The sequence below is a fragment of the Prauserella shujinwangii genome (assembly GCF_003001955.1).
In the GTDB taxonomy this organism is placed as follows: Bacteria; Actinomycetota; Actinomycetes; order Mycobacteriales; family Pseudonocardiaceae; genus Qaidamihabitans; species Qaidamihabitans shujinwangii.
Map to the genome: position 1 here is coordinate 63684 of NZ_PVNH01000001.1, position 13777 is coordinate 77460.

The 13777-nt window shown below is 72.5% G+C and carries 12 protein-coding genes; 6 read left to right on the forward strand and 6 right to left on the reverse strand.

Features of this window, described 5'->3' with window-relative positions:
- Positions 1-90: 90 nt before the first annotated feature.
- From B0I33_RS00210 to B0I33_RS00225, 4 genes are read right to left on the reverse strand one after another with little or no spacing between them, the layout of a single operon-like run.
- Positions 91-1368: an ABC transporter substrate-binding protein gene (locus B0I33_RS00210; protein ID WP_106176438.1), complete on the reverse strand. Its 1278-nt coding sequence runs from the start codon at positions 1366-1368 to the stop codon at positions 91-93.
- A 31-nt stretch (positions 1369-1399) separates the two neighbouring features.
- A complete protein-coding gene (locus B0I33_RS00215; RefSeq protein ID WP_106176959.1) occupies positions 1400-2227 on the reverse strand; it encodes a carbohydrate ABC transporter permease in 828 nt (275 codons plus the stop codon).
- A 3-nt stretch (positions 2228-2230) separates the two neighbouring features.
- Positions 2231-3208 carry a carbohydrate ABC transporter permease gene (locus B0I33_RS00220; protein ID WP_106176439.1) on the reverse strand — a complete coding sequence of 326 codons (978 nt, stop codon included), beginning with the start codon at positions 3206-3208 and terminating at the stop codon, positions 2231-2233.
- Entirely contained in the window at positions 3205-4236 is a 1032-nt protein-coding gene (locus B0I33_RS00225; RefSeq protein WP_106176440.1) for a LacI family DNA-binding transcriptional regulator, read from the reverse strand. Before B0I33_RS00225 ends, B0I33_RS00220 begins: the two co-directional genes overlap by 4 nt.
- A gap of 290 nt (positions 4237-4526) precedes the next feature.
- On the opposite strand from B0I33_RS00225, the gene B0I33_RS00230 reads away from it, so the two are divergent.
- Complete coding sequence (locus tag B0I33_RS00230) at positions 4527-6236, forward strand: DEAD/DEAH box helicase (protein ID WP_106176441.1); 1710 nt, start codon at positions 4527-4529, stop codon at positions 6234-6236.
- A gap of 206 nt (positions 6237-6442) precedes the next feature.
- On the opposite strand, the gene B0I33_RS00235 is transcribed toward B0I33_RS00230, so the two are convergent.
- The gene (locus B0I33_RS00235) at positions 6443-7201 is read right to left on the reverse strand and encodes a class I SAM-dependent methyltransferase (protein ID WP_106176442.1); all 759 of its coding nucleotides are present in this window, start codon (positions 7199-7201) and stop codon (positions 6443-6445) included.
- Between the two features lie 170 nt (positions 7202-7371).
- On the opposite strand from B0I33_RS00235, the gene B0I33_RS29790 reads away from it, so the two are divergent.
- Both B0I33_RS29790 and B0I33_RS00245 read left to right on the forward strand, forming a co-directional pair.
- The gene (locus tag B0I33_RS29790) at positions 7372-8121 is read left to right on the forward strand and encodes a DUF6082 family protein (protein WP_181193125.1); all 750 of its coding nucleotides are present in this window, start codon (positions 7372-7374) and stop codon (positions 8119-8121) included.
- 205 nt (positions 8122-8326) lie between these two features.
- Positions 8327-9100, forward strand: coding sequence for a sporulation protein (locus B0I33_RS00245; protein ID WP_106176960.1), 774 nt, complete (start codon positions 8327-8329; stop codon positions 9098-9100).
- 58 nt (positions 9101-9158) lie between these two features.
- Here the strand turns inward: B0I33_RS00245 and B0I33_RS00250 are convergent, their stop codons facing one another.
- Positions 9159-9641 carry an SRPBCC family protein gene (locus B0I33_RS00250; RefSeq protein ID WP_106176443.1) on the reverse strand — a complete coding sequence of 161 codons (483 nt, stop codon included), beginning with the start codon at positions 9639-9641 and terminating at the stop codon, positions 9159-9161.
- Between the two features lie 232 nt (positions 9642-9873).
- Here B0I33_RS00250 and B0I33_RS00255 point away from each other — a divergent pair, with 232 nt between their 5' ends.
- The 3 genes from B0I33_RS00255 to B0I33_RS00265 all read left to right on the forward strand — a co-directional run bounded on the left by B0I33_RS00255 (position 9874) and on the right by B0I33_RS00265 (position 13771).
- Positions 9874-11952, forward strand: coding sequence for an amylo-alpha-1,6-glucosidase (locus B0I33_RS00255; RefSeq protein ID WP_106176444.1), 2079 nt, complete (start codon positions 9874-9876; stop codon positions 11950-11952).
- Positions 11953-11994: 42 nt separating this feature from the next.
- Entirely contained in the window at positions 11995-13023 is a 1029-nt protein-coding gene (locus B0I33_RS00260) for a glycosyltransferase family 4 protein (protein WP_106176445.1), read from the forward strand.
- Between the two features lie 82 nt (positions 13024-13105).
- Positions 13106-13771: an HAD family hydrolase gene (locus tag B0I33_RS00265; protein WP_106176446.1), complete on the forward strand. Its 666-nt coding sequence runs from the start codon at positions 13106-13108 to the stop codon at positions 13769-13771.
- Positions 13772-13777: the final 6 nt, after the last annotated feature.

The window sequence follows — 13777 nt, forward strand, 5'->3', positions numbered from 1 at the left end:
CCCTTCCGTGTCGGGCGCGGGCGGGCCGCCCGCGCGTGCGTGCGTGCCGGGGCGGGCCGGTGACGGACGCGCCGCCGGCCCGGCCCGGCCTCAGTTCGCGATGCTCTTCCAGCCGTCCTGCAGCTCCCGCGCCAGCCCGGTGGCATCGGTCTCCCGCCCCAGGAAACGCTGGAACGCCGGGGTGGCGACGGTGTCCTTCCACTGCGCGTACTTGTCGACGAACAGGTACGGGGCGGAGGTCAGGTGCTCGCCGGAGGACAGGATCACGTCCCAGCCGTGCTGCGAGCCGAGCTTGTCGGCCAGCGCCTCCCGCGCGGACCTCGTCGGCGGGATGAGCGCGTCGGCCTCGTTGATCGCCGCGAGGTTCTCGGTGCTGGTGAAGAACTCGAGGAACTCGGCGGACTCCTCCACGTGCTCGGAGTCGACGTTGACCGACAGCGTCTGCGGGCTCGTGGCCTGCGCGGCTCCCTCCGGTCCCGCCAGCGGCGGCAGCACGATCCAGTCGAGGCCCTCCGGGGCGTCCTGTGCGATGTTCGCCGCCTGGTACGAGCCCTGGACGGTCATGGCGATCTGTCCCTCGTAGAAGGGGGCGAGCGTCTTGGACCCCGACTGGGTCAGGGTCACCGGCATGATCGACTCGTCCTCGTAGGCCATCGCGTGCACCAGCTCGGGCAGCGCGGTCTCCGCCTCGCCGACCGTGATCGACGTGCTGTCGCCGGTGCCCTCGAAGTACTGGCCGCCGAAGCCGGGTGCCAGGGCGAGGAACGCCGCCGTCGGGCTCGACAGCCCCCAGCCGAGCCCGTACCGGCCGTCCCCGGTGGTGGCCTTGGCGATGTCGCGGAGCTGCTGCCAGGTCATCGTCGGGCCTGCCGGGATCTCGACGCCCGCGTCCTCCAGCATCGTCTTGTTCGCGAAGACCATGTAGGACTGCAGCTCGGTGGGGTAGCCGATCACCTTGCCGTCGACGGTGACCGTGTCGAGGATGCCCTCGGGGATGTCCGCGCGGGTCTCCTCCGACAGGTACGGCGTGAGGTCGGCGAGGTAGCCGTCCTTGGCGAACGGCACGATCCCGGCCGCCTCGTAGTGGACGATGTCGGGCGCGCTGCCGCCGTTGAACTGGGTGATGAGCTTGTCGTAGATGCCGTCCCAGCCGGCGGGCACGATCTCCACCCGCACGTCGGGGTGCTCGCGGTTCCACTCGTCGACGATCTTCTGTGTCGCCTCGATCGCGGCGGGCTGGTCCGACAGCGACTGGAAGGTCAGGGTGACCGGGCCCGAGCCGCCGCCCTCCCCGCCCCCGCCGCAGGCGGTCAGGAGCAGGCCGGTGGTCAGGGCGCAGGCGGTGAGCAACGTGCGTGGAGACTTCATTGTCGACCTTTCACGGTTGGGGTGGTGCGGGTCATCCCTTCACCGCTCCGGCCATGAGCCCGCTGGTGAGCTTCCGGCGGAGGAGGGAGAAGAAGACGATGCTGGGGATCGCGGCGAGGACCGCGCCGGCCGCGAGCGGCCCGAGCGCGACCTTGCCCTCGCCGCCGACGAACATCTTCAGGGTGATCGGCAGGGTGTAGTTCTCCGGCGACTGCAGCAGGACGAGCGCGAAGAAGAACTCGTTCCACGAGGCGACGAAGCCGAACATCGCCGTCGCGACGATGCCGGGCGCCAGCAGGGGGAACACGATCGTGCGCAGCACGGTGAACCGGCTCGCGCCGTCCATCGCCCCGGCCTCCTCCAGTTCGACCGGCACCGCCGAGACGTAGCCCTGCAGCATCCACAGGGCGAACGGCAGCATGTAGGTGGTGTGCACGAGCGTCAGCCCGGTCAGGCTGTCGGCCAGGCCGAGCGTGCGCAGGATGAGGAACAGCGGCAGGATCACCAGGACGACGGGGAACACCTGGCTGACCAGGATCCAGGAGATCCCGGCCAGCCGGACCTTCCCGCGCATCCGGGCGAGCACATAGGACGCCGGCAGCGCGATCACGATGACCAGCGCGGTGGACACGAGTGCCACGACGAGGCTGTTCCCCGCGGAACGCACGATGCCCTGCCGTTCCAGCGCCTGCGTGTAGTTCTCCCAGTGCCACTGGTCCGGCAGCAGGCTGACCGACAGCGAGTTGAGCTCCGCGGAGGACTTCACCGACGCCGAGATCAGCCACAGCAGCGGGAAGCCGAGGAAGAACAGGTACGCGGCGAGCGCCAGGTACCGGGCGGGGCGGGTCAGGGCACGCATCACTCACCGCGCTTTCTCGGTGCTGTCGTGGCGGAACTGCGACCGCAGGTACAGGGCGAGGACGGTCACGATGACGAGGACGAGCACGACGCCCATCGCCGCGGCGTAGCCGAGGTTGCGGTTCTTGAACGCCTCCAGGTAGACGAACAGCACCGGCACCATCGTCCGGCCGCCGGGGCCGCCCTCGGTGAGGACGTAGACCAGGGCGAACGAGTTGAAGTTCCAGATGAAGTTCAGCGACGTGATCGACGTGGCGATCGGGCGCAGGCTGGGCCAGGTGACGGCCGTGAACCGGCGCCAGGCTCCGGCGCCGTCCACCGCGGCCGCCTCGTGCAGTTCCGCGGGGATCTGCTGCAGCCCGGCCAGCAGCGTGACCGTTGTCTGCGGCATCCCGACCCAGACCCCGACGAGGATGACGGCGGGCAGCGCGGTCGAGAAGTTGCCGAGCCAGTTGACGTCGCCGGGCAGGCCGACGGTGTCCAGCACCGCGTTGAGCGGGCCGCCGTTGGCCGAGTAGATCATCTGCCACATGATCGCCACGACCACGGGCGGCATCGCCCACGGCACGAGGGCGAGCACCCGGGTCAGGCCCTGCAGCCGCAGACCCGAGTTGAGCAGCAGGGCCAGGCCCATCGCCGCCACGAGCTGGAGCAGGGTCACGCTGACCGTCCAGATCATGCCGATCCGCAGCGACTCCCAGAACAGGGGGTTGTCGGTGAGGCGGCCGAAGTTCTCCAGCCCCACCACGTCGTAGTCGGGACGGCGGACCAGGCGCGCGTCGGTGAAGGCGAGCGCGATGCCGACGACGAGCGGCGCGACGCTGAGCACCAGGATCGGGATCAGCGACGGCAGCACCAGTGCGATGGCCTCCCGCCGCCGGGCGCGCACGCGCGCGCTCCGCGCGCGGCGCGCGGGTCCCCGGCCCGGCGGGGTGACGGGTGAGTCCGGAGTGGACCGCGTGGTCAGCGACGGCGTGCTCATCGCGGTGATCCGTCCGCTGTGGACTCCCGGGCGATCAGCTCGGGACCGACGGCGACCTGGCGCGCGGGCTGGTCCGGATCGTCGGTGAGGCCGAGCATGAGCCCGGCCGCGGCGTGCCCGCGTTCGGCCGACCCGAGGGACACGCTCGTCAGGCTCGGCAGGAACACGCGGCCGAGCTCGGTGTCGTCCATGCCGGTGACGGCCACGTCGTCCGGCACCGACAACCCGGCCTCGCGCGCGGCGCGGATCGCACCGATGGCGAGCAGGTCGTTCGCCGCCACGACGGCGTCGAGCCGCTCCGCCCGCCCGGCCCCGCGGGAGAACAGCCGCCGGGCCGCGGCCAGGCCTGCGGCCACGGTGAAGTCGTCGGCGACCTCCGTCTCGACGCGGTCGGCGGTAAACCCGTCGGCCCGGACGGCCGCGTCGAAACCACGCTGCCGGGCCGCACCCGGCGTCGTGTCGAGCGGGCCGTTGAGGAACCCGATGCGGCGGCGGCCCCGGGAGCGCACGTGCCGGACCGCCTGGCCGATCCCGGCCGCCGAGTCGGTGGACACCGAGCTGACGCCGTGCTCACTCAGTGCCCGGCCGATCACCACGACGGGCACCGGCGCCCGCCGGATCTCGGTGATCAGCCGGTCGTCGGTGCGCAGCGGGATGAGGATCATGCCGTCGACGAAGCCGCTGTTGAGGCTGCGCACCAGTTCCGTGGCGGAGGTGGCGGTGTCGCCGGTGGTCATGACCACCACCCGGTAGCCGTGCGGGGCGAGCACCTCGTGGATGCCACGCATCATCTCGACGTAGACCGGGTTGCCGATGTCCGCGACCGCGAACGCGATCTGGGAGGTCTTCTTCATGCGCAGCGAGCGACCGATGGCGTCGGCGCTGTAGCCGAGTTCGGCGGCCGCCGCCCGGACCCGCTCGACCATCGCCTTGCTCGCGCCCGTCCCGTGCAGGGCGCGGGAGGTGGAGGCCAGCGACACCCCCGCGCGCTCGGCCACCTGCATGAGCGTGGCGCGTGTCGACGTCATCGTCCCTCCGTGTCGTTCGCGGCGGCCCGGGCGGGGCCGGTACTGGAAACGTTTCCAAACCAGCGAGTGGAACCGGTTGGAAACGTTTCCAGCGGATTGCGGAGAATCCTGTCACCCGATCGGGCTGGTGTCAATCACGTCGATCACGCACCGGAGCGGACCGGGGGGCCGGGCGGTTCTGCGGGACCACGTACGCTGGGCGGCCGGAACGGATTCCGGGAGCCGTTTCCGTCCGCGGCCGACGTGGTACGCGAGGCACGCCGCCCACTCGGCCCGAGACGAGGAAACCGATGAGCCCGACCACCCCCGCCGACCCCGCCGAGCTCTCCGACCCGGTCGGCTTCGCCGAGCTGGGGCTGCGGCCCGAGCTGCTGCGGGCATTGGCCGGACTCGGCTACGAGGAGCCGACCCCCATCCAGCGGGAGGCGGTCCCGCCGCTGCTGGAGGGCCGCGACCTGCTCGGCCAGGCCGCGACCGGGACCGGGAAGACGGCGGCGTTCGCGCTGCCGGTGCTGCAGCGGTGGACCGACGGCGCGCGGGGAGCCGGGCCCGCCGCACTGGTCCTCGTGCCCACCCGCGAGCTGGCCGTCCAGGTCGCGCAGGCGTTCCACCGGTACGGGCGCGAGCTGGGCGCGCGCGTGCTGCCGATCTACGGCGGACAGCCGATCGGCAGGCAGCTGCAGGCGCTCGACCGCGGCGTCGACGTCGTGGTCGCCACCCCGGGCCGGGCGCTCGACCACCTCAGCCGGGGAACGCTGCGCCTGGGCGAGGTGCACACCGTCGTGCTGGACGAGGCGGACGAGATGCTCGACATGGGCTTCGTCGAGGACATCGACGCGATCCTCGAGGAGACCGGCGAGCAGCGGCAGACGGTGTTGTTCTCGGCGACCATGCCGGCCAGGGTCGACGGGATCGCCCGGCGGCACCTGCGGGATCCCGTGCGGATCCGGATGGGCGCCGCGGCGGCCGCCGAGGGCACGGCGCCGCTCGTGCGGCAGAGCGCCTACCTGGTGAGCCGCGCGCACAAACCCGCGGCCCTCGGCCGGGTGCTGGACCTGGAGGCGCCCACGGCGGCGATCGTCTTCTGCCGCACCCGGGGCGAGGTGGACGAGCTCACCGAGATCCTCGCCGGGCGCGGCCACCAGGCCGAGGCACTGCACGGCGGGATGAGCCAGGAACACCGCGGCCGGGTCATGGGACGGCTGCGCGGCGGCGCCGTCAACCTGCTTGTCGCCACGGACGTCGCGGCGCGGGGACTGGATGTCGAGCAGCTCACCCACGTCGTCAACTACAGCGTGCCGTCGGCGGTCGAGGCGTACGTCCACCGCATCGGGCGGGTCGGCAGGGCGGGCCGCGAAGGCGTGGCGATCACCCTGGTGGAGCCGCGCGAGCACCGCATGATCAAGGCGATCGAGCGGGTGACCGGGCAGCGGGTCGCGGTGGAGAAGGTGCCCACCGTCGCCGACCTGCGGGCGCGGCGCCTCGAACTGACCAGGGCCGCGGTGCGGGAGAGCCTGCTCGCCGGCGACCTGGACCGCTTCCGCGCCGTCGTGGAACCGCTCACCGACGAGTTCGACCTCATGGAGGTGGCGCTTGCGGCGGTGCGGGTGGCCCACGAGTCCACCGGCGTCGAGGCCGACGACCAGGACATCCCCGAGATCGCCCCGGTGACCGGCCGGCGCGGGGCCGAGCGCGGGCAGGCGGGCGGGCGCGCCGCCCGCCGCGGCCGGGAGCCGGACGGCGGGGTGGCCCGGCTGTTCATCGGCGCCGGCCGCGGCAACGGGATCCGGCCGCAGGACCTCGTCGGCGCGATCGCCGGGGAGTCGCGGCTGCGTGGCCGGGACATCGGCGCCATCGAGATCGCCGAGCGCTTCTCGCTCGTCGAGGTGCCCGAGGCGGCGGCCGACGAGGTGATCGCGGCCCTGAGCCGCAGCACCATCAAGGGCAAACGGCCGACCGTCCGCCGCGAACGCGAGACCGCGGGCAGGCGGCGCCGGTAGGCCGGTCCCCTCGCTCCCGGCGCGCTCCCGGAGCTCCCCAATGTGGCATTGGTGGCGTTCAACGCACCGAATGCCGCATTGGGTGCGCGTGACGCACCCAATGTGGCATTGGGGAGCTTCCGGAAGGGTGGGTGGCGCGCCGCCGGGTGTCCTGAGTGGCTCGTTACTGACGAAAAGCGCCAGTGACGAGCCACTCAGGACAGGGGTCAGCCGGTGTGCAGGACGAAGAACAGGAAGCTCGGGTTCCTCGTGAGCGCGCGGTACTCCTCGGGGAACAGCGCGCGGGCGGCAGGCACGGGCCGCGGCTCGCTGACGACGGAGAGGCGGAAGCCGGCCGCGGTGAACGCGTCGGTCATCGCGTGCAGCGGCCGGTTCCAGAAGCTCATCCGGACGGTCCGGCCGCCCAGGGTCCACTCCTCGGTCCAGCGGTAGGTCTCGAAGTACTGAGTGGCGTGCCCGGCCCCGCGCTGGATCGCGTGGACCGCGAACGGGTGGTCGACCGACACGAGCAACCGGCCGCCCGGGGCCAGCACGCGCCGCAGTTCGGTGAGGACCGGTCCCCAGTCCTCCAGGTAGTGCAGCACCAGGGACGCGACGACGTCGTCGAACGCGCCGTCGGGGAAGGGCAGCGGGCGGGCCAGGTCGGCGACCCGCAGGTCCGCGTCGGCGCCGAGCCGCCGCCGGGCGAGCTCGAGCATCCCGGCGCTCGCGTCGATGCCGGTCACGACGGCACCTCGGTCGCGCAGCGCCGCGGCCAGGGCGCCCGCGCCGCAGCCCGCGTCGAGGATGCGCCGTCCGGCCACCTCACCGGCGAGTTCGAGCATCGCGGGCCGCTCGTGGTAGGCGTTGTCGATGCCGGTCTCGTTCGCGGCCGCGTAGGCCACGGCGACGCTGTCGTAGTCGTTGGCCCGGTCCGGATCGGCGGGTGACGCGGGGCGTCCTGGAACCGGGCTCACGCGGCCCATCCTGGCACACCCGCTCGCCGCATCCGGTCCCGCGGCCACGCGACGGCGCCGTGCGGAACCGGCCCCGTTGCTCTGTGCGGGTGATCGCCGTCGAACCTCGGCGTGTCCCTGGGCGGGTGTCCCTGGTCTGCGGCCGGACCGGAAACCGTGGCGGCTGTCTGGACGGTGTCATGCGCGGGTCGCGACGGGCGAGCGGGTTGCTCCGGAGATCCGCGCCGGGGCTTCTCGTCGCCCTGCTGATCGTCCTCGCCGTCGCCGCCGTCGCCTTGTCGCCGCTCGCGTTCCGCGGCCTCGCCGGCATCGACGGCGTGGACTGGGACAGGCTCAGCGCGATCGGCGAGACGTACGGGCCGACCTCGGCGCTGATCTCGGTGTTCGCGGTCGCGGGAGTCGTCGGCACGATTCTCCTGCAGTACCGCGAGGTCAGGATCAACCGCAGCGACAGCGCCAGAACGTTTCACCACGAACTGCTCAAGATGGCGATGGACGATCCGAAATACTTCGAGTGCTGGGGTCCGCATCAGCATGCCACGCACGAGCGGGCACAGCGGTCGATGTACATCAACCTCATCATCTCGTTCTGGGAGATGATCTACCTGGCCGGGGATCGTTCGGAGGGCACCCTCCGAGCGAACGCCCACCGGCTGTTCCCCGGGGCGGAGGGACGGGAGTACTGGCGCCGGTTCGGTGCCGCCCGGATGGCGTCGGCCGGCGGCAGGGCGCACCACAGGTTCGTCCGGATTCTCGACGAGCAGTACCGGCGGTTGCTGGCGGACCGGCCGGTCGCCTGGCGGGCTTCGCTCCAGGCGGGCGCCGAGCCGCCGCCGCGCGGGCGCGACCCGCGACGGGCCGTGGTGCTCGCCGTGCTCGCCGGGGGCGCGGCAGGGATCGTGGCGGGCCGGGCCGGTCGCCGGCGGTAGGCGAGTGCCGACAGTTCCAGCAGCCGCGGCCCCACGCGGTAACGGCCGCCGTGCCCGCGTTCGAGGGCGCCGAAGCTGACCAGCTCGGCGACGAGCCGGTGCGCGCCGGGCAGGTCCGCGTACGACGAATGACGTAGCCGCCCGCGGCCCGGCGTTACCGGAAAGTTGGTCCCCGCCGGGGCCGGGGGCACTAGGGTCCGTGATCGTGTTCAAGAAGATCCTTGCCGCCGTGGGCATCGGCGGAGCCGAAGTCGAGACCGAGCTGCACACCACGTCCGTCCCGCCCGGTGGTGTGGTCGAGGGCGTGATCCGGTTGCGTGGCGCCGAGGTGGAGCAGGACGTGCAGGGCGTGCACGTGGAGTTCGTGACCCGGGTCGAGCACGAGGTCGACGACAAGGAGGTGAACCTCAACCGGGGCTTCGGCCGGACCGCGGTGGCCGGTGAGGTGGCGCTGGCCGCCGGGCGGACGGTCGAGCTGCCGTTCCGCCTGCCCGTCCCGTGGGAGACCCCGATCACGCACCACCGGGACCGGCCGCTGCCCGGCGCGGCCGTGTCCGTCCGCACGGTGCTGGACATCCGCGGCGCGGTCGACCCCACGGACTCCGACCCGGTCGCGATCACCGCGCTCCCCGCCCAGCAGGAGCTGCTGGACGCCGTGGAACAGCTCGGTTTCCGGCTGCGGTCGGCCGACGTCGAGGCGGGCCACCTGCGGGGGACCCGGCAGACCCTGCCGTTCTTCCAGGAGATCGAGTTCGCGGGCTCGCCCCGGTACCGGCGGCTGTCGCAGCTGGAGCTGACGTTCGTCGCCGCGGGCGACGGGATGGACGTCGTGATCGAGGCCGACAAGAAGGCGGGCCTGCTCAGCAGCGGCCGGGACATCACCAACGTGCTGCGCGTCGACCACGACTCCGTGGGGCGCGTCGACTGGGCGGGCGAGCTGGACCGGCACCTGGGTTCCCTGGGGCAGGGCTGGCTCTAGCCCCGCCGCCGGGCAGTGAATGGCACATCACCTGCGCTCAACGCAGGCGATGTGCCATTCACCGCGGCGGCCCGTAGGACACGCGTGGCAGGGCGGTGCCGCCCGGGGTGGACGACGACGTGATGGACCCCCGCCACGCGCCCGACTCGCGGCCGCGGCTCTCGACGTACCGCTTGAACCCGGCGAGGCCGCGTTCGACGAGCCGCCCGGCGGTCTCCCGTGCCGCCTCGGGCACCGACGTCCCGACCGTCACCCTGCTGTGCCGGTCGTCCAGCGCGTCGAAGGTGACGACCGCGCGGTGCTCCGGTCCGTGTGCCGTCTGCCAGACGATCCGCTCGTCCGGCCGCTGCTCGACGAGGTCGATCTCGAAGACGTGCTGTCGTCCTTCCACGTCGATGGTCCCGTGCACCTGGGTGTCCGTGCGCTGGAGCACCTGGTGCAGGAAGTCGGCGAAGTGCGGGAACGTCTCGAACTGGGTCCACTGGTTGTAGGCCGTGGCCACCGGGACGTCCACCTCGACCGAGTGCTGGATGCTGCTCACGGGGACTCCTCACCATGGCTCTTTCGGGGCGCATACCCCGCGTCGCCGCCCGCCACACCGGGTCGGCCCGGCGATCATGGCGGACCCGGGGCCACCCGGACGGCACACGACGGCGTGCGGAGCCGCGACGCTGCGGGACAATGGCCCGAGCCGTTCCGCACGGCGGTCCGCCGGCGGGAAGCCGGGCGCACCGCCCGTCCCGATGTCGAACAAGCGGTACTGGAGGCCAGGCATGGACGTGGTCACGCTCGTGCACGGGACGTCGTTCTGCATCTCCGGCAACGACGGCGACGTGGACGGAGCCGTCGCGCAGGGCCTCTTCTACCAGGACACCCGCATCCTGTCCCGGTGGAGCCTGCGGCTGGACGGCAGCCGCGTGCAGCCGATCACGGTGGTGACCCCCACGCCCTTCCATGCGACCTTCCTCGGGCGCGGGCATCCCGGCAGCGAGGACCCGAACAGCGCCCTGCTGGTCCGCCGCGACCGGTACGTGGCGGCCGGGATGCGGGAGGACATCGTGCTGCACAACTACGGGACGCGGACGGTCAGCTGCACGGTGAGCCTCCACGCCGACGCCGATTTCGCCGACCTGTTCGAGGTCAAGGAGGAACGCGTCCGGCCCCGCGGCAGCTGCGACATCGACTTCAGCGACTCCGCGCTCGCCCTGCTGTGTTATGTCGGCGACGGCAGCCGGGGCATCCGGATCAGGGGTACGGACGCGGAGTACGGGCGTGACTGGCTCACCTTCCACGCCGTCGTCCCGCCCAAGGGGGACTGGTCGGCGAGTGTCGTCGCGCTGCCCACGGTCGACGGGGAGCAGGCGGCGCCGATGTTCCCGCTGGAGAGCCCGGTGGAGCAGTCCGAGCCCGCCGAGCGGCTGCGCCGGTGGCGTGCGGGGAGCCCGGTCGTGCGCCGTGGGGCCGACCCGGCCACCGCCAGGACCTTGCAGCGCAGCCGGGAGGATCTCGGTGCGCTGCGCATCTTCGACCCGGAGCATCTCGAGGACGTGGTGATCGCCGCGGGCGCGCCGTGGTTCATGGCGCTGTTCGGCCGGGACTCCCTGCTCGCCTCGCTGATGGCGCTGCCGATCGACCCGACGCTGGCACTGGGCACGGCGCAGACCCTGGCGCGGCACCAGGGCGTCCGGACGGAACCCAACAGCGAGGAGGAGCCCGGCCGCATCCTGCACGAGGTCCGCTTCGGCGCCGACGTGTCCCTCGCCCTGGGCGGCAGCAGCGTGTACTACGGCACGGTCGACGCCACGCCGCTGTTCGTCATGCTGCTGGGTGAGCTGAGCCGGTGGGGCATCGGCCGCGACGAGGTCGAGGCTCTCCTGCCGCACGCCGACCGGGCGCTGGAGTGGATCGACCGGTACGGCGACCGGGACGGCGACGGCTTCGTGGAGTACGCGCGGGCGACCGAGCGGGGCCTGGTCAACCAGGGCTGGAAGGACTCGTGGGACGGGGTGAACTTCGCCGACGGCCGGATCGCCGAGCCGCCGATCGCGCTGTGCGAGGTGCAGGGCTACGTCTACGCCGCCTTCGTCGCCAGGGCGGAACTGGCCGACACCTTCGGCGACCCGGAGGGCGGCCGGTACTGGCGGCAGCGCGCCGCCCGGCTGAAAGAGCTGTTCCACCGGCGGTTCTGGCTGCCCGGCGCCGGGCGCTACGCCGTCGCGCTCGACGGCGGCAAGCGGCCCGTCGACGCGGTCGCCTCGAACATCGGGCACTGCCTGTGGACCGGCATCGTCGACCCGGACCGGGCCGCCGGCGTCGCGGACTCCCTGCTGTCGCCCGAGATGTTCAGCGGCTGGGGCGTGCGGACCCTCGCCTCCGACATGGGCGCCTACAACCCGATGAGCTACCACAACGGGTCGGTGTGGCCGCACGACAACGCGCTGATCGCCGCGGGGCTCATGCGGTACGGCTTCGTCGGGCACGCCCAGCGGGTCGCCTCGGCCGTCTTCGACGCCGCGGCGGCCTTCGACGGCAGGCTGCCCGAGCTGCTGTGCGGCTTCGACCGGGCAGAGTACGCCGATCCGGTGCCGTACCCGACCTCGTGCTCGCCGCAGGCGTGGGCGTCGGCGGCGCCGGTGCACCTGCTGCGGACCCTGCTGCGCGTGGAGCCGTGCGTGCCCGAGGGGACCGTGCGGATCGCTCCCGCACTGCCCGGATCCCTCGCCACCCTCACTATCGACGACGTCCCGCTCGGGAGTGGCCGCATCCGGATCGACGTCGACGACAACGAGGCGGACGTGCACGGGCTGCCCGACGGCGTCAAGCTGCTCCGCGAACCCCTGCCGTTGACCTGAAAGTGGCGGTTTCACGCGACACCGGCCGGGCAATTCGCCCACATGAGACAGTTGAGTGTCGCCATGGTGGCACCACCATGGATGGAGCTGCCGCCGACCGCGTACGGCGGCATCGAGTCGATGTGCGCGGACCTCGCCGAGCAGCTCGACGTCCGCGGTCTGGACGTCACGCTGATCGGGGTCGGGCGCGACCAGCTCGCGGTGAAGTTCGTGTCGACCCAGGACGTGCCGAGACCCGAACGGCTGGGGCAGGCGCTGCCCGAGGTCGTGCACGCCGCCGCACTGCCCGATATCCTGGACTCGCTGGACGTCGACCTCGTCCACGATCACACCATGGCCGGGCCGTTGCTCGCCAGGAGCAGGTCACAGCCCACGGTGGTCACCACACACGGCCCGGTGACCGGTGAGATGGGCGAGTACTACCGGCGGCTCGGCGACCACGTGTGCCTGGTCGCCGTGTCCGAGGCGCAGCGGCGGATCGCGCCGCACCTCAACTGGGCCGGCACCGTCCACAATGCAGTCCGGGTCGAGCAGTTCCCGTTCGAACGCCGCAAGGACGGCTTCGCCCTGTTCCTCGGCCGGTCCTGCCCCGAGAAGGGGATCCGGTATGCCATCGAGGCCGCGGGGGAGGCCGGGCTGCCGCTGGTCATCGCGGCGAAATGCCGCGAGCCCGACGAGATCGACTACTTCCGGCGCGAGGTCGAGCCCCGGCTGCGTCCCGGCGTCGAATGGCTGGGCGAGGTCGGCGGCGAGCGGAAGCTCGAGCTGCTCGCCGCCGCGCGCTGCCTGATCTTCCCGGTGTGCTGGGACGAGCCGTTCGGGCTCGTCATGGCCGAGGCGATGGCCTGCGGCACGCCGGTGATCGCCCTGCGCCGCGGTTCCATCCCGGAAGTGGTGACCCACGGCGCGACCGGCTACATCTGCGACCGCCCCGCCGAGCTCCCGGACGCCCTCCGCGCGGCCGGGTCGCTGTCCCCGGAACGCTGCCGCGCGGAGGCGCGGTCCCGGTTCGACGTCGACGCGATGGCCGAGGGCTACCAGCAGATCTACCAGGCCTGCGCCGGGCCGTGACGCGGCACGGCCCGTTTGGAACCGCCGCGCGCGGGAAACCCGGTTCCGGCCAGTGCGCCGAGCGAACCGAGGGAGCGGCCGGGTGCCCGACACCGCGATCTTCGATGTCGACGGGACGCTCGTCGACAGCAACTACCAGCACGCCCTCGCATGGTTCCGCGCGTTCCGCCGGTACGGCATCACGCTGCCGTTGTGGGACCTGCACCGGGCCATCGGCATGGGTGGTGACCGGCTGGTCGGGCACGTCGCGGGTGACGACGTGGAACGGAAGTGCGGAGATCGGGTCCGGGACGCGCACACCGAGGAGTTCGACCGGCTCATCGACGAGGTGCGGCCACTGCCGCAGGCGCGGGAGATCCTGCGGGACGTGCGCGATCGCGGCTTCCGGCTCGTGCTCGCCACCTCGGGCGAGCCACGGCACGTGGCACACCTGCTGTCGCTCCTCGACGGCGACGACCTCGCCCACGGACGGGTCACCTCGGACGACGTCACGCGCACCAAGCCGGAGGCCGATCTCGTCGACGCCGCGCTGCGCGAGGTGGGCGGCCGCTCCGGGGTGCTGATCGGGGACTCGCCGTGGGACTGCCAGGCCGCGGCCAAGCGCGGCGTGCCCACCCTCGCGGTGCGGACCGGCGGCTTCTCGGTCGACGAACTCGCCGCGGCCGGGGCGGACGCGGTGTTCGAGTCACTGCCCGACCTGCGGGCGGCGCTCGACGACACCGTGCTGGCCCGTCCCGGCGACCGGTGAGGCACA

Bases quoted from the DNA above. Each gene is read 5' to 3' on its own strand.
- B0I33_RS00210 (WP_106176438.1), bottom strand. From the start codon at position 1,368: ATGAAGTCTCCACGCACGTTGCTCACCGCCTGCGCCCTGACCACCGGC.
- B0I33_RS00215 (WP_106176959.1), bottom strand. From the start codon at position 2,227: ATGCGTGCCCTGACCCGCCCCGCCCGGTACCTGGCGCTCGCCGCGTAC.
- B0I33_RS00220 (WP_106176439.1), bottom strand. From the start codon at position 3,208: ATGAGCACGCCGTCGCTGACCACGCGGTCCACTCCGGACTCACCCGTC.
- B0I33_RS00225 (WP_106176440.1), bottom strand. From the start codon at position 4,236: ATGACGTCGACACGCGCCACGCTCATGCAGGTGGCCGAGCGCGCGGGG.
- B0I33_RS00230 (WP_106176441.1), top strand. From the start codon at position 4,527: ATGAGCCCGACCACCCCCGCCGACCCCGCCGAGCTCTCCGACCCGGTC.
- B0I33_RS00235 (WP_106176442.1), bottom strand. From the start codon at position 7,201: ATGGGCCGCGTGAGCCCGGTTCCAGGACGCCCCGCGTCACCCGCCGAT.
- B0I33_RS29790 (WP_181193125.1), top strand. From the start codon at position 7,372: ATGCGCGGGTCGCGACGGGCGAGCGGGTTGCTCCGGAGATCCGCGCCG.
- B0I33_RS00255 (WP_106176444.1), top strand. From the start codon at position 9,874: ATGGACGTGGTCACGCTCGTGCACGGGACGTCGTTCTGCATCTCCGGC.
- B0I33_RS00260 (WP_106176445.1), top strand. From the start codon at position 11,995: ATGAGACAGTTGAGTGTCGCCATGGTGGCACCACCATGGATGGAGCTG.